Origin of the sequence: Pedobacter jeongneungensis (assembly GCF_039538295.1) — a bacterium.
In the GTDB taxonomy this organism is placed as follows: Bacteria; Bacteroidota; Bacteroidia; order Sphingobacteriales; family Sphingobacteriaceae; genus Pedobacter; species Pedobacter jeongneungensis.
In genome coordinates this window covers 68,231-84,325 of record NZ_BAABBY010000012.1, presented here as the reverse complement: position 1 = coordinate 84,325, position 16,095 = coordinate 68,231, and the positions used below count along the sequence as shown (strand labels likewise).

Below are 16,095 nucleotides of genomic sequence, written 5' to 3'. Positions count from 1 at the left end.
GCGCTTAGTTTTTTTCCCTTCTCGCTTTTCTTGCCGCTTTCCTGTCGGCACGTTTTTGTTCCCTTATTTTTTTTGCAATTACTTTTTGCTGCTTTACCGGATTTTTTTCGGGCACTATGCCCACACCAACAATATCTTTTATGCCTACAAAAACGGTCTTCCACATCAGGTTAAAAAACGATGCCGAATTAATTCTGCTATTGGTCATCGTTGCTGTTCTTGGTGCTTCACCCTTTTGCGGGTTTTCATTTTTAACCAGAATCGCATTCGCCAGAAAAGATAAAAATCCTTTTTCCTTGGTGCCCTGTCCATCAATATTATCCGACAGCAATTTAACTTTTAAATCGGTGTACAACATGTTCATCGATCCTGCTGCCGATCTTAAATTTCCATTTGCCTTAAAATCAATGTGTTGTATATTTCCGCTTTCTATTTCGACCAATCCAAGCGCTTTTGAGAGCGGATTCAGGTTTTTAAGGTCAAATTTACCCAGGTTTCCGCTGTAACTGAAAGCACCATTGTTATCTGTAAGGTTAAAATCGAGTTTTACGTTCAGTTTACCCGTACCCATTAAAAGCGTATTCAAATCAGCCACAGCATGGTTCTTTTTGGTAAGCTGCAGGCTGTCATTGGTTATATTTAAGATGTTTCCGGTAAGGGCCTTAAAATTTACAGAGCCGGTTTTTTTGCTCGCCGGGTTAAATTCCGAATATTTTACGTTTACATTGCTCAGTTTTACCGTATCAATTAAGGTTGGAATGTTTAACCTTTTCAGCGCCAGGTGCGGATAGTTCTGGCCTTTATCAAAACCCGGCGGCGGTGGCGATTCACGGCTCATAAATACTTCAACACTTGCAGGACCAATCCTTAACGATTTCGCATGCAACTGCTGATCGGTATTCAAGCCCAAAAAATCTACTCCGTTAAATTCTATCTTTTCAAAACCCAAATTGTAACGGTCTTTCTGTACCTTATATTTACGGGCAAAAGTCAGTTCATCATATAGCGGGGTAAGTTTAAAACCCTTAATCGTTATTTTTTTCGATGAAGTGGAGCCTTTAATCGTATCAACCCTCATCGAGTACATTTTATCTTTGGTAACCGATTTATAGCCGGCCAGCTGAAAAGATACATCTTTAGTGTAATAAAACCGGCTGGTATCATTACCCGAAAGTGAATCCAGTAAAAAGTCGTTCACGGTAATGTCAAGGTGTTTGATGGAATTTTTGGTTTTTTTAGCCGCAGTTTTATTGATGTAGTCGAAATCTGCATCCACAATTTTAATGCTTTTAACGTGTACCGATTTAAAGCTTTTCGAAATCTGCTCGTAAAGTGATTTTTCGTCTTTTATGGTATCAGGTTTCTTAGCAACCTTATTAAAAATCATGTTGATAGAGGGTTGCTGCAAAAGGATTTCCTTTACATCAATGCGTTTTTTAAAGTAAGCCGTTAGTATTCCAACCCTGGTAATCTGCAGTTTTTTTAATTTAAGTTCAAAAGTGTGGGCGGGTGCGAGCTTTAATTTCTTCAGGCTGTCGAAAACCGAAGTGTCTGGTGTTAACGTAACATCGCGTAAGGCCAAACTACCTGTAATTACATTCAGGTTAATGCTTTTAAAATCGATCCGGTACAAATGATGAGAACCGTTATAAACACCATCTTTAATTTTATCGGTCAGGATGGGTTTCCACCTGGCGCTCAAAAACATGGCACCAAATGCTACAATTAATATCAGTATGCCGAATATACTTCCTATCCAGGTCCAGATTTTGTGTTTTCGTTGAGCTGTCATTATTAGTGGCTTATCGATAGGTAACAGATGGGAGGGAGAAAGGTTTTTTCCGTTCATCGTCATTGCAAGGAGGAACGACGAAGCAATCTTAATGCACAGAATTATGAATAACGAAAGTTCACTTCTAGTTGTAGGTTGGTTGTTGCCTTTTAGGGTTGTTAAATTGAAAGGTTTTTGGAGCGCAGGGGCAGTACAGGTAACAGCGTTTGTTCCTTTGCTTCGCTTGTACGCTTCGGCCGTCGTTCCTCCTGCCTGCAGGGTACCGCTTCGCCAAGGGCTAATTTGGTTAGGCTTGTGGCAGGAATACCCCTCATAGCTGCAAGAACAGCTTTAACGTAAACCCGACCGTAGCGGGATGCCACAATTTTCAATTGGGGCAGAAGCGGGGGCGGGGCAGTTGCCGACCATTGGCAGGGAACCCAGCATTTTCAAAAAAAAGAGCTGTATATTGTTTTGGAGCGCAGGTGCAGTATAAGTAACAGCGTTTTTTTCTTTGCTTCGCTTGTACGCTTCGGCCATCGTTCTTCCTGCCTGCAGGCTACCGCTTCGCCAAGGGCTAGTTTGGTTAGGCTTGTGGCTTGGATACCCCTCATAGCTGCAAGAACAGCTGTAATGTAAACCCGACCGTAGCGGGATGCCACAATTTTTTCAATTGGGGCAGAAGCGGGGGCGGGGCTGCAGCCACCATTGGCATGGAACCCTACATTTCCAAAAAAACAATATAGCAGATTTATGATTAAGAAAATATAACTATGCTAACCGCAGATCATAATCCCACTGTAAACATTTAAACAAAATATGTCAAATTGTCACTTTTAATTAAATTTATGTATTTTTGCAATCCCCAAAATGTTTTTAAATAATGATTGATTTACAAGTTCCAGATAAGACGCACGATGAGGCCAGACAAGGTGAGGCTTTAATTTTAGATACACCAGTAAAAGCCGATGCCCGTAAATTATACATCGAAAGTTATGGTTGCGCCATGAATTTTGCTGATAGCGAGATTGTTGCTTCTATTCTTTCGGAAACAGGATTTGAAACCACCGGCGATTACCATCAGGCAGATGTAATCTTTATTAATACCTGCTCTATCCGCGAAAATGCTGAAACCAGGGTACGTAACCGTTTATCGCAGTTTGGGGTAGAAAAACGCCGTAACCCTAAATTAATTGTTGGGGTTTTAGGCTGTATGGCCGAACGCTTAAAATCTAAATTTTTAGAAGAAGAGCGTTTGGTTGATGTAGTGGTTGGGCCTGATGCTTACCGCGATCTCCCTAATTTAATTGAGCAGGTAGAAAGCGGACATAAAGCCGTTAATGTGCTGTTATCACGCGAAGAAACTTATGCTGATATCAGTCCGGTGCGTTTAAACAGCAATGGCATTACCGCATTTATTTCCATCACACGCGGCTGTAATAACATGTGTTCTTTCTGCGTGGTGCCTTTTACCCGTGGCCGCGAACGTAGCCGCGATGCCCATTCGATTGTAGAAGAAGCAAAAGGGCTGTTCGAAGCTGGCTACCGTGAGGTTACCCTTTTAGGTCAGAATGTAGATTCTTACACCTGGACATCAGAAGATGGTACTGAAACCGTAAATTTTGCCCAACTTTTAGCACAAACTGCTTTGGTGAGCCCTGATTTAAGGGTACGTTTCTCTACTTCACATCCAAAAGATATTACCGACGAGGTTTTATATACCATCGCCAAATACGATAACATCTGTAACTACATTCACCTGCCGGTTCAATCCGGAAATACCCGTGTATTGGAGTTAATGAACAGGACTTATACCCGCGAGTGGTACATTAACCGCATTGATGCCATCCGTAACATTATCCCGGGTTGCGCAATTTCTACTGATATTATCGCAGGTTTCTGTACCGAAACCGAAGAGGAGCACCAGGAAACCTTGAGCATGATGGATTATGTACAATATGATTTTGCCTATAACTTTACTTACTCAGAAAGACCGGGAACTTTAGCGGCCCGTAAACTGGAAGATGATATTCCGGAAGAAGTGAAAAAACGCCGTTTAGCCGAGATTTTGGCCAAACAACAGGCACATTCATTAATGCGTTTGCAAGAGTGGGTAGGAAAAACCGTTCGTGTGTTGATTGAAGGTACTTCTAAAAAATCAGATCTTGATTATTGCGGAAGGGGCGATAGCGGCGCAATGGCAATTTTCCCTGCAATTGAAGGCGTTAAACCTGGTGAATACGCAAATGTGTTTATAGAAAAATGTACTTCAGCTACGCTGATCGGAAGAATAGTTTAGCAGCCTAAAGCTAAAAGACCAAAGCAGAAAGCGAACTTAATCTGAAATAATCCCGTCTTAATACTAGGTACTTGATACTAAAGATAGGAACTTGATACTAAAGAATGGATACACAAAATATTAAACAGCGGTTCGGGATAATTGGCAATTCGCCTTTACTTAACCGTGCCATAGATATTGCAAGCCAGGTAGCGCCAACTGATATGTCGGTGCTAATTACAGGCGAAAGTGGTAGTGGTAAAGAGGTTTTCTCGCAGATTATCCACCAAATGAGCGCCCGTAAACACGGTGCTTTTATTGCGGTAAACTGTGGTGCCATTCCCGAAGGAACGATAGATTCTGAACTTTTTGGTCACGAAAAAGGATCATTTACCGGTGCACACGAAGCCCGTAAAGGATATTTTGAGGTGGCAAATGGCGGTACCATCTTTTTAGATGAGGTAGCCGAGCTGCCTTTAGGTACACAAGCCCGTTTATTGCGTATTTTAGAAAGCGGCGAATATTTGCGTGTAGGTTCATCTAAAGTACAAAAAACTGATGTCCGCATTATTGCTGCAACAAACGTTGATGTATATAACCGTGTTAAAAACGGAAAATTCCGTGAGGATTTATATTACAGGTTAAATACCGTTCCATTACGGATTCCGCCTTTACAAGAGCGTAAAGAAGATATTTACCTATTGTTCAGGAAATTTGCTGCAGATTTTAGCGATAAATACCGCAGTCCGGCTTTACACCTGGAGCCCGATGCCATTCAGATTTTAACCAATTACAGCTGGCCGGGAAACGTACGTCAGTTAAAAAATATTGCCGAGCAAATCTGTGTGCTGGAAAAAGACCGTAATGTTACCGGTCAGGCCATTTTAAACTATATCCCTAATGAGGCAGGCAGTAATTTGCCGATGACGATTAATTCGCAATCGAAAGAAGACTTTACAGAGCGTGATATTTTGTATAAAGTGCTTTTTGATATGAAAAAGGATATGGTTGAGCTTAAAAAACTTGTTGCCGAAATTATTCAGCACGGGGGAAATACGGCTACAGTTTTAGCAGATAATCCTCAGTATATCAATCAATTGTATCGTGATGTTGAATTGCCTGTTGGGCAGGAGCATGCTTTTACCATTCAGCATCCAACGCCTGCAAATAACAACGTAAATAATAGTAATAACAATAACGATTATTTTGCGCACGAAGCAGAGGAGATTGAAGAATCACTGTCGCTGGTTGATAAAGAATCTGATCTGATTAAAAAAGCATTAAAAAAACATAAAGGCAAACGCAAATTTGCAGCTCAGGAACTGGGGATATCAGAACGTACCTTGTACAGAAAAATCAAAGAATTAAATTTATAATTTATTCAATCTGCTTATATCAGTTCTCACCCAAAGCACGTTTCCCATAATTTAGATCGTATCTTTCATGATGAAAATTAAAATATTAGCCTTAATCCTTGTTACTTCGGTTTTAAGTGCCTGCTCTTATAAATTCAGCGGAGCCTCTACCACAGGCTTAAAAACAGTGGTGGTGCGTGTATTCGAAAATAATGCGCCGCTAGTGGTCCCTACATTGAGCAACCAGATTACCGAATCGTTAAAAACCAGGATCCGGAATCAAACCAAACTGATTATTTCGCCAACCGGCGAAGGTGAAGCCTCATTTGAAGGCAAAATAACCGGTTACGACATTAAACCTGTTGCCCTTCAAAACAGTGCTACGCCAACTTCGGGCGCAAACAGGTTAACCATTACCGTTTCGGTAAAGTATAAAAACAACCTGAAAGAACACGAAAAAGAAAGTTTTGAAGAAAGCTTTACCAAATTTTTCGATTTCCCGATCAATGGTGCACCAATCCAAACCCTGTTGCCAGGTGCTATCGAGAACATTAACAAGCAGTTATCAGAGGATATTTTTAACCGTGCCTTTGCACAATGGTAAACAAAGCAGGATTGTAAGCGACAAAATTTTAAAAACCCGCATACATTTTTTTAACTTAGCGGCAAACCCCGATAATGGATAACAAAAAGCTACTGGCAGATTTACTTGCGCAACCTGGAAAGGTTAAGCCAGAGCATGCGTCCATGTTGCAGGATATGGTTCAGCAATTTCCTTATTCACAGCCCATCCATTTACTTTTGGCCAAGGTCAACGCATCATTTGTGCCAAAGGCAGCTTTGTATGGTCAGGGCCATGTTTTGTTTCATGTGTTAAATATGGTTCCGGTTCGGGATGAAGAGGAAGTTTTAGAAGAAGCAAATGAACCTGAAATTGAAAACCAGACTCTCTTAACTGAAGAAGTGCATGAAGCGGAGGTAAATGAGATTGCTGCCGAAGATAATAATGATGAGCAGGAGGTTGTTGAAGAGGTTGATAAAATAAAAAGTAAAGATGTTCCTTCGGTAGAAACGCCGGATAACCTTCCGGGAACCGATAAATTAACAGATTTACCTGCGGTAGACGATTCATTTATAGAAAGCGCAGCTTCGATTGACTTTTTTGCATTTGAGCAAAAACTGAGCACTGATGTAGTAACTGAAGTGCCCAAAATAGAAACCGTAGTACCCGATGATCCGGAACAAAGTTTTGTTTCGCAATATAACGACGATAAACTTCCTTACACCTTTTTATGGTGGCTGGCCAAAACCCGCAAAGAGCACGAGCAGATTTTTCAGCCTTATGCGCCAACTAAACAAGGTTCAGTAAAACCACAGCCACAAAACAATCAACAGCAGGAGCGGGCTGAGTTTCAGCAACAGTATGTGGAGCACATTTTCCATATCCAGACCCCTTTCGAGGTGGCAGATCATTTGGCCGAATATCCTGCTGCCGAAGTTAAAGATGCTAAAGGTGCAGAAATTATTGAGCGCTTTTTAAAAGAAGATCCCACAATTAAGCCGCCAAAGCCTGAGCAGATTGATACTGAGAATAAGGCCAAGAAGAGCGCAGAAGACAATTACGACCTCGTTTCGGAAACTTTAGCCAAAATTTATATCGAGCAGATGCTTTATCACAAAGCCATAGATACTTATAAAAAATTAAGTTTGAAATATCCGGAAAAAAGCCGTTACTTTGCCGACCTTATCCAATCTATAGAAAAGAAATTTTAAAAAATATAATATTACCATGGTAACCTTTTTAATCATTTTATTAATTATTGCGTGTGTAGCCTTAGGCTTATTTGTTTTAATACAAAATCCTAAAGGTGGAGGTTTAGCTACAGGCGGTGGCACCAGTAACATGTTTGGTGTACAACGTACCGGCGATGTTTTAGAAAAAGGATCGTGGGTATTGTTAACTGCAATTGTGGTGTTAACCCTTGCTGTTACTACAATTGCCAAAACAAGCGGTGGTTCTGCAGCAGTTGGAAACTCAGCCATTCAGGAACGTTTAGATAAAACGCCATCACCATCTCCAATTGGCGGAAGTTTAAACAACACTAAACCGGCACCAGCCCCTGCTCCGGCTCAAAGCGATTCAACAAAGAAATAATTTGTAATTAACTTATTTTAAAAGCTTTCCTCAAAAAGGAAAGCTTTTTTTGTTTATGGTGTGGTTATTCCTGTTGGATTAATCATCAGGGCTTATCGCGAATCCATAAGTTCTGTTAACACACATTTAACATAAAAACTTTAAATTGCAGCATGAAATTAAGTGTGCTGGTTTTATTTACTGCTCTTGCCGTTGGCTTATCCATCGGGATGGTTAATTTTTATTTTCAGCATAGCTGGTATTACCTGGCCATTTCTTTTGGAGTATCTTTTCTATGCAGTTTTCTCGTTTTTTATTACCTGCTCGAGAAATATATTTATACCAAAATCAAACTGATTTATAAGCTGATCCATAACCTTAAACTCGGTAAAGATTTAAAGGATGCGCTTGGCGAATATGTAAGCTCCGATCCGATTAATGATGTGGAAAATGAAGTGAAAGAATGGGCCGGAGCAAAGAAAAAGGAGATAGATCTGTTAAAAAAACAGGAACAGTTTAGAAGGGAATTTCTTTCCAATGTATCACACGAATTTAAGACCCCGCTTTTTGCCATACAGGGCTACATCGAAACCCTGCAGGATTGTTTGGTCGATGATCCTGATCAGGCCGTTCTGTTTTTAAAAAAAGCCGAAAACAATGTGGAGCGTTTAAGTTACCTGATCAACGATCTGGATGTGATCTCTAAGCTCGAAACCGGCGAATCGCCCATTAATTACCAAAAATTCGATTTTGTGCAGTTAGCTAAAGAGGTAATGGAAAACCTCGAAGACCGGGCACAGGCGAAACACATTAAACTTTTTTTTAAAGATAAGTACACGGCAATTACGCCTGTTTCGGCCGATAGGGAAAAGGTAAGGCAGGTACTGATCAACCTGATTGTAAACAGCATTAAATATGGTATTGATGGGGGAGAAACAGCCATCAAAATTTTCGAACTCCACGATCAGGTATTGATTGAAGTTACTGATAATGGTATCGGAATTGAAGAAAAACACCTGTTGCGCTTATTTGAGCGTTTTTATCGCATCGATACCCATAGGGCAAGAGAAGTTGGCGGTACAGGTTTAGGCCTGGCGATTGTGAAACACATTTTAGAAGCTCATCAACAAACTATTTCGGTTAGAAGTACACCAGGGATCGGTACTACCTTCGCATTTACACTGCAAAAGGGAGGATAACAGGCTTTTCTACCACCGAAGAAACAGAGAAGGTCTTCAAACGCGCCGTGATATAAATAAATTAACCACAGCTAAAAAGGATGCACAGATGAAATCGTGTTAATCCGTGCATCCGTAGCTAATATTCAAAAGCCATGGTTCGTATCCCCATGAATCACTTCAAGCGTTGTTATATTCTCTTCAAGCGTTTCTAAAACCAGCGTTATTATTTTCTTAAACCTTTATCCATTTCATTATCAAATACCTAAAAGAAAGTTGAAAGCAATAAAATGTGACGAAAACAGGTAATAATTTCTTAATATAATTAATGAATTAACATTAACTTAACATTGGGCTTGTAGCTTTGTACCATATTAAAAATTAACATGAACAATATTTTTAAGTTCTTTACGCCTCAGGACAGAAAGTTTCACCCACTTTTCGAACAAGCTGGTAGCAATGCATTAAAAATTGCTGAAACCCTTTTAGAAATGGTTAGCACAGGTGATGCTGAAAGCAGAAAAACAATTTTTAAAGAGATTGAACGCTTAGAACACGTTGGTGATGATATTACCCATTCTATCTTTCTGGAGCTGAGCAGGAACTTTATTACTCCATTTGATAGAGAGGATATTCACCAACTGGCTACTGCTGTTGATGATGTTGCCGATTATATTTACGGAACGGCAAACCGCATGCAAATGTACAATATGAATACCATTAATGAGCCGATTGTTAAAATCGCTGAGCTGTTGGTAGAAATGTGTACAGATATTGATAAAGCCATTAAAGAATTACGCAGTTTTAAAAATATCCGTGTAATTGCTGATGCTTGTATCCGAATCAATAGCGGCGAAAACCAGGCAGATTACGTATTCACCTTAGCGGTTGCCCGTTTGTTTGAATACGAAACCAATGCGATTGAATTAATTAAACAAAAAGAGGTTTTACAAACGATAGAAAAAGCGACAGATAAATGTGAGGATGTGGCGAATGTGCTTGAAACTATCTTGGTTAAAAACGCTTAATAAAAAACAAACATGGTAACTACCTTATTGGTTGTTGTTGTAATTCTGGCTATTGCTTTCGATTACATTAACGGCTTTCACGATGCCGCTAACTCGATTGCAACAGTTGTTTCTACAAAAGTTCTTACGCCTTTTCAGGCGGTTTTGTGGGCTGCATTATTCAACTTTGCTGCTTACTTTTATTTTACCGATCACAAAGTAGCCAACACAGTTGCTAAAACTGTAATCGAAAATTATATTACCCTTGAGGTTATTCTGGCAGGTTTAATTGCTGCAATCATCTGGAATCTTTTAACCTGGTGGTATGGTATCCCTTCCAGTTCATCACACACATTAATTGGTGGTTTTGCCGGTGCAGGTATGACGCACGCCTTGTTAATCGGTGCTAGTCCTCTTGCTGCGGTAGAAATGGGTTATGTTGTTAAAATCGTATCTTTTATCGTACTCGCTCCAATCATCGGTATGGTAATTTCAGTTGTTTTAACATTAATTATTATAAACATTTGTCGCCATGCCAAACCTGCTACAGCAGAGAAATGGTTTAAACGCCTTCAATTAATATCGTCTGCTGCGTTGAGTTTCTTTCATGGTGGTAACGATGCACAAAAAGTAATGGGTATTATCGCCACGGCTTTAATTGCAGCTAAAGTTATCCCTAACTTCGAATCGATGCCTGCATGGGTGCCAATTTGCTGTTATTCGGCAATCTCATTGGGAACCATGAGCGGTGGCTGGAAAATTGTTAAAACCATGGGATCTAAAATCACAAAGGTAACTGCCTTAGAAGGTGTTGCTGCTGAAGGTGCCGGTGCCATTACATTGGGTATTACCGAGCATTTCGGTATCCCGGTTTCTACAACGCACACCATTACGGGGTCGATTGTAGGGGTAGGTGTGGTAAAAAGTGTTTCGGCAGTACGTTGGGGCGTAACCATCAACTTAATCTGGGCATGGATTTTAACCATTCCGGTTTCGGCTACGCTTGCCGCGATTATTTACGCTATAATCTATTACTTAAAGTAAAAACAAAATCCTTTTATATACTCAAAAGACCAAGGCATTAGCTTTGGTCTTTTTTGTTTGGCGTTTTTACCGGAAAGGCTGATAGGTTTACCACAGAGGGCATTGAGTTTTACACAGAGGAGAACGGGGAAAAGGCGTCATTTGGGCTACCATTAACATCCTCCAACAAAAAGTCGTCATCTCGACTGAAGCAAAGCGAAACGGAGAGATCTGCCTGGATAGATCTCTCGACTACGTTTCACTCCGCTCGAGATGACGGGGACCATATATAAGTTACGCGTCAACTCTTCTGTCATTCTGAACGTAGTGAAGAATCTTTCATTGATTTGCTCATTTCCTTTGCTACTTCTTGCGCCAATACATCTTCGCTTTTCTCTAAATTTGAGACGATACTTTCCTGGTTTTTGACAGAATGGTTCTGGCTCATTTTGAAAACATGATCGATATGATTTACCAAAACTTCGAAACCGGTAATCGCCTTTAAATGTTTCTGGATATAGTCCTCATCCATTTTGTTAAATGCAGCCGGACTTGTTTCCGGACTTTCGTACTTATTGGTCAATTCTTTAATTACCTGATAGGTTTCTTCTGAATCCATAAGCCTGATGGTACCTTTGGCCTGAACCGTTTTATAATTCCATGTTGATGCAACAGCAGGGGTTTCGTAAACAGAAGCACTTACATAAGCATGTGCACCTGTAAAAATGGCCATTACCTTCGGGTTTTGCTCAAAAGCTTTGTAATGATCGGTTTTGGTCATGATATGGCCAATGAGTTTAATCGATTCTCCATCTATTATCGTTTTAACCGGCACTTGTGTAGCCACAGGATATTCGCCATCGAAACCGATTAGGGTTACAAAATTGTTCTGGTGCATAAATTCAAGAACTTCATCCTGATTATGAACTGTAAAATGTGGGAGTTTATACATGATATTTCAACTATATCGTCATTACTGAAAAGGAAAGAAAGCATGTTCCGATTTTTTCGAGAAAGCAATCTTATAGAATCTATTTAAAAGAAGAACCTTTTAAAACTTAACGCTGATTTCTACTAAATCAGTTCCATTTTTGGGCAATACCCAATCCGGACCAGCCTGAATTAGCCGGACTGCTTCTGCATCAGCTTTATTGTTGAGCGATTTTATAACGGCGATGTTGGTAGGCCGTCCGTTCTTTTTAACCTTGAAACTTAAAATCACAAATTGCTCAGGGCCTTTCGGGTTATAAAGTTTATTGTTGTTTTCCAGGTACTGCGTATAGTTTATCGTCGAAACCGGCACAGGTTTGGTAATTTCGGCTGTTGCTTTACCATCCAGGTTTTGTTCTGCGCGGAGTGTGATTTTTGGCGCAGGAATATTCTCTTTCTTCTGTCCGTTAGATCCCGTAATTAAAGCAATTTCATTTAATGACTTATTTCCGCTTAAGGCGCTTTTAATGGCGTTGGGATCCTGTATGCCAACTACAGGCGCCTCTTTAAAGCCTATTGCATTAATCAGCAGGTCTTTATCTTTAGCATTGCTATCGGCGGGTAAATAAAAATAACCTTTAGCATCCGTAGCCGTTACGTTTTTTGAGCCGGCCAGTTTTACCACTGCCCCTTGAATGGGTTGGCCATTGCTTTGATCGACAACATTACCGCTAAATGCAATTTTATTGGATGCAATAGCTGGAGCCGCTGCAATTTTAACTTCGCGTAATACACTTTGATCTGCTTTTGCTTTTTCAGCGTAAATGTTCATGTTTTCAGCGCTTGCTACCTTTGCCCTGTTGTAACCAATTGTTGGTTTTGCAGCAACAATCTCTTGTGGCGCTGGTTGTACAATGGTATTTATTTTGGTATTTTTAGCCAGATCAGTATTTTTCGCATCGGCTATAGCTTTATCTACCAAAGCAGTTCGAGTTGCACTTTGTACTGCAGTATCTTGTTTTAGTTTACTTGAAGCAACTGCGGTAGTGCTATCTAATTGAACCATTACACCGCCCTGTTTACGCGCAACATTTTCTGCATTTCTTCTGTTGGTTTCGCGCATAAAAAATAAGATGCTCACCGCAATAAAAGCAACTGTAGCGGTTGCTGCAATACTTAACCTTTGCGTAGTAATGCCCCAAAGTTTTCGTTTTATTGGTTTTTCCGAAACACGGTCGTAAAGCTGCTTTTGTAAAATAGAAAGTGTTTGTTTGCGTTTTGGCGATTGTTTTAGCCCTTCCAGTGCTTCGGCCACAAAAGGATCTTCCAAAGCCTGCCTTTCTACAAAGTGCATAGCTTTGGCATCAAGCTTACCATCAAGGTAATCTTCCAGCACATCAATATCTAACCAGTCGTTATTCACCACTATTTTTTTCTATACAAATCTTTAAATTCCGCTTACCGTTCTGGATGTAACTTTTCACTTTAAGCATGTCGTAACCGGTAATGTCGGCCACTTCTTTGTAGCATTTTTCTTGTAAATAAAATAAATCTACGCTTTTTCGCTGTTCTTCGGGCAAAGTTTCCATACACTTTTCCATAATGGTAAGCTGCGTTTCTTTTGTGTTGTCTATATCCAGATGCACAAACTCGCTGTTTTCCACAAAAGTATCGTCTATTGAAACGTTATTTTGCTTTGCAGATTTCCTCAGAGCCATTAAACAATGATTCCGCGTTAAAACATGAAGCCAGCTTTTAAAATTCTGCACCTCATGTACTTTTAATTTGGTTACCAGTTCTTCGAAAATCTGCATTACAGCATCTTTACTCTGCTCTTCATCTTTAAAGTAGTTAAGGCAAACCCCGAAAACCAGGTGCATGTATTTATTGTAAAGCGTACCCAATGCGTCTAAGTCGCCGGTATTTTTATACTCAGCAATCAATTTGGCATCATCCTGCTGGTTGTTTCCAGCTGTGTTTTTTATAAATCTCAAAAAAAGGGTCGCTATTTCGAATTATCTTTCAAGTATAAAAAATATTTCTGAGTGATGGTACATAAACTAATTTTTTAGGGATGATTACCCATTATTAATTCCGGATTCACAGCACACAAACACTTATATTTGAACATCAATTTAAATTATGGCAGTTGTTTTGCTAACCATCACTAAACACACAAAATGAAAAGGATTAATATTTTAGCTTTATCGATAGTGCTGCTATCCGTAAGCCTCAACGCAAAGGCCCAGATTAAACTGAGCGATATCTTTAAAAAGGTAACTGAAAAGCAGGGCACAGGCACAACAAGTGCAACCGGAACGCCCTCTACTTTCGAAATCGGGCAGGGAATAAAGGAAGCATTGCAGATCGGGGTTTCTGCAGGTGCCGACAGGCTTTCGGTTAAAGATGGTTTTTTGGGTAATCTTGCCGTTAAAATACTGATGCCGCCTGAAGCGCAAAAAGTAGAAAAAACATTGCGCGGCATAGGACTAAACAAGCTTTGTGATAACGTAATTGTGAGCTTAAACCGCGCTGCAGAAGATGCCGCTACCGAAGCAAAACCTATTTTTATTTCGGCCATTAAACAAATGACATTAACTGATGCCACCAATATCCTTTTGGGCAATAACAATGCAGCTACAGAATATTTTAAAAGAGTAACTACATCGCAGCTGATGGAAAAATTTAGTCCGATTGTAACCACCAGTTTAAGCAAGGTAAATGCTACCAAATATTACAGCGATTTAACAACTCAATATAACCGCTTGCCTTTGGTAAAACCTGTAAATACCAACCTCACCGAATATGTTACCCAAAAAGCAATAGATGGCTTATTTATTGAAGTAGCCAAAGAAGAATTAAAAATCAGGGGTAATTTAAGCTCAAGAAGCACAACTTTATTGCAAAAGGTTTTCGGTTACGCGGATAAGAAAAAGAGTTAAGTAGTATGTGTGGTTCGTGGAGACACGAACCAAGGCGACTGATTAAGTTTATTTTAAGTAAAATATTGTCCGATCACAGGTTTCTAATGAACAGAAAGAAAAACTATTTGTAAAATTGCGCATGACGAAAATCAGTAGCCGATTAGTTTCCATTTTAATTCCCTGTGTGGCGTTAATCACTTCTTGTGGTAACAATAAATCTACCGAAAACGATGACAAAGCCGTTTTAGATACTGTTTCTTTGAGCAATAAAAACTTTGCGCTTGCTTATCAGGATGGAGATAAAATTGTAGCTACGAGTATCGATACGATGAAGCAGATTTCGTTTGGTGGCGCTACAGATCCGGCCATTTCTCCTGATGGCAATAAACTGGCTTATACCCTTAGCGATTCGGTAGGGAACAGGTCGGTCTGGATTGCTGATTTGGAAAATAAAAGCCAGGGCAAATTACAGGTAAACGGCAATAATTATTACGGTGCGGTATGGTCTGCTGACGGTAATAATATTGCTTTCAGCGTTTTTAATAACCAAAGTGTTTGGAAAATTGGTGTAATTAAAGCTGATAATTCAGGCTACGTAATGCTGGATAGCACCTCGAAAATAAATGCTTTTGGGCCTAACTGGAAAAATGAAAAAGAAATCATTGCGCATGATATTGATAACCTTTACACATTCAATCTTTCCGGAAAGCTGATAGATACAAAATCTATTAAAGGGCTAATCGGAAATGCATATTACATATCAAGCAGCAACAATTTCTTCTACAGTAAAGATGGCAAAAAGTTAATCTTCAATGCCAGTAATGGCGAGGTGTTAGATGGCTTACACGATAGGGCCGAGGCTGTTTATATTCTTGATATAGCCAGTAAAAAAGTGGCGCCAATCTCACCCAAAGGCGTTCATGCGCCTTTCCTTTTTGTTACTGCAGATGACCGTATTTTTTATAGCGGTGAAGAAAAGCCATATACACGCAGCAAAATTTATGTGGCAGATTTAAATGGCAATATTAAAACGGTGGTTGATAAGGGAAGTAACCCAACCGGCGCGCTAAAGTAGAAGAAACATATCTTAGTTTTTTGGAGCGCAGTGCCTGTACAAGAAAATAAGCTGGTTCCCGTGTTCCGCTTATACGCTTTGGGTTTCGTGCCTCAACCCAGCAGGGTATCAATTCACCCGCCCGCCTGCAACGGGCAGGGGGCCAAAATAGCATTTCATTTTAGGGGTTGCAGGGTGCACCTACTTTGTTAATAAACCTGATGGAAGCGGCAGCTCCCGACTTTACGTCGGGACTATAGCAAACAGCAGGGCTGCAGTTCCCCAAGACCATCCTCCCTTCATTTCCAAAAAAAGGTAATGAAAACCTTATCATTTCTGCATATAAGGCCTTTTTAGACTCTCAAGGTTCGCCTTGCTCATTCCCTCCCCTAAACTTCGGAGGTTTGCCAAAAAAAATAACAAAAATTTAAAGTAATATTG

14 protein-coding genes are annotated in these 16,095 nt (G+C 40.0%); 10 read left to right on the top strand and 4 right to left on the bottom strand.

What is annotated here, in order from left to right; translation table 11 throughout:
* Nucleotides 1-4: 4 nt before the first annotated feature.
* Nucleotides 5-1,792: an AsmA family protein gene (locus ABD769_RS20990; RefSeq protein WP_344853319.1), complete on the bottom strand. Its 1,788-nt coding sequence runs from the start codon at nucleotides 1,790-1,792 to the stop codon at nucleotides 5-7.
* An 862-nt stretch (nucleotides 1,793-2,654) separates the two neighbouring features.
* Between ABD769_RS20990 and miaB the strand changes: the two genes are divergently transcribed.
* The 8 genes from miaB (at nucleotide 2,655) to ABD769_RS20950 (ending at nucleotide 10,767) form a co-directional block, all read left to right on the top strand.
* Nucleotides 2,655-4,070, top strand: a complete 1,416-nt coding sequence (gene miaB / locus ABD769_RS20985; RefSeq protein ID WP_344853318.1) for a tRNA (N6-isopentenyl adenosine(37)-C2)-methylthiotransferase MiaB — start codon at nucleotides 2,655-2,657, stop codon at nucleotides 4,068-4,070.
* A 104-nt stretch (nucleotides 4,071-4,174) separates the two neighbouring features.
* Nucleotides 4,175-5,425 carry a sigma 54-interacting transcriptional regulator gene (locus ABD769_RS20980; protein WP_344853317.1) on the top strand — a complete coding sequence of 417 codons (1,251 nt, stop codon included), beginning with the start codon at nucleotides 4,175-4,177 and terminating at the stop codon, nucleotides 5,423-5,425.
* Nucleotides 5,426-5,492: 67 nt separating this feature from the next.
* Nucleotides 5,493-6,008, top strand: a complete 516-nt coding sequence (locus ABD769_RS20975) for an LptE family protein (protein ID WP_344853316.1) — start codon at nucleotides 5,493-5,495, stop codon at nucleotides 6,006-6,008.
* Between the two features lie 74 nt (nucleotides 6,009-6,082).
* Nucleotides 6,083-7,177, top strand: coding sequence for a hypothetical protein (locus tag ABD769_RS20970; RefSeq protein ID WP_344853315.1), 1,095 nt, complete (start codon nucleotides 6,083-6,085; stop codon nucleotides 7,175-7,177).
* 16 nt (nucleotides 7,178-7,193) lie between these two features.
* Nucleotides 7,194-7,559, top strand: a complete 366-nt coding sequence (gene secG, locus ABD769_RS20965) for a preprotein translocase subunit SecG (RefSeq protein WP_344853314.1) — start codon at nucleotides 7,194-7,196, stop codon at nucleotides 7,557-7,559.
* Between the two features lie 152 nt (nucleotides 7,560-7,711).
* On the top strand, nucleotides 7,712-8,737 hold the full coding sequence (locus ABD769_RS20960; RefSeq protein ID WP_344853313.1) for a sensor histidine kinase: 1,026 nt from the start codon (nucleotides 7,712-7,714) through the stop codon (nucleotides 8,735-8,737).
* 365 nt (nucleotides 8,738-9,102) lie between these two features.
* Entirely contained in the window at nucleotides 9,103-9,744 is a 642-nt protein-coding gene (locus tag ABD769_RS20955; RefSeq protein WP_025141776.1) for a DUF47 domain-containing protein, read from the top strand.
* A 12-nt stretch (nucleotides 9,745-9,756) separates the two neighbouring features.
* A complete protein-coding gene (locus ABD769_RS20950) occupies nucleotides 9,757-10,767 on the top strand; it encodes an inorganic phosphate transporter (protein WP_113951764.1) in 1,011 nt (336 codons plus the stop codon).
* A 292-nt stretch (nucleotides 10,768-11,059) separates the two neighbouring features.
* On the opposite strand, the gene ABD769_RS20945 is transcribed toward ABD769_RS20950, so the two are convergent.
* The 3 genes from ABD769_RS20945 to ABD769_RS20935 form a co-directional block, all read right to left on the bottom strand.
* Entirely contained in the window at nucleotides 11,060-11,698 is a 639-nt protein-coding gene (locus ABD769_RS20945; protein ID WP_344853312.1) for an FMN-binding negative transcriptional regulator, read from the bottom strand.
* A gap of 99 nt (nucleotides 11,699-11,797) precedes the next feature.
* Nucleotides 11,798-13,099, bottom strand: coding sequence for a carboxypeptidase-like regulatory domain-containing protein (locus ABD769_RS20940; protein ID WP_344853311.1), 1,302 nt, complete (start codon nucleotides 13,097-13,099; stop codon nucleotides 11,798-11,800).
* Nucleotides 13,092-13,670, bottom strand: a complete 579-nt coding sequence (locus ABD769_RS20935) for an RNA polymerase sigma factor (protein WP_187592447.1) — start codon at nucleotides 13,668-13,670, stop codon at nucleotides 13,092-13,094. The genes ABD769_RS20940 and ABD769_RS20935 overlap by 8 nt, the downstream gene beginning before the upstream one ends.
* Nucleotides 13,671-13,856: 186 nt before the next feature.
* On the opposite strand from ABD769_RS20935, the gene ABD769_RS20930 reads away from it, so the two are divergent.
* Both ABD769_RS20930 and ABD769_RS20925 read left to right on the top strand, forming a co-directional pair.
* Nucleotides 13,857-14,618 carry a DUF4197 domain-containing protein gene (locus ABD769_RS20930; RefSeq protein WP_344853310.1) on the top strand — a complete coding sequence of 254 codons (762 nt, stop codon included), beginning with the start codon at nucleotides 13,857-13,859 and terminating at the stop codon, nucleotides 14,616-14,618.
* Nucleotides 14,619-14,739: 121 nt separating this feature from the next.
* Nucleotides 14,740-15,675: a TolB family protein gene (locus ABD769_RS20925; RefSeq protein WP_344853309.1), complete on the top strand. Its 936-nt coding sequence runs from the start codon at nucleotides 14,740-14,742 to the stop codon at nucleotides 15,673-15,675.
* The last annotated feature ends 420 nt before the right edge of the window (nucleotides 15,676-16,095 follow it).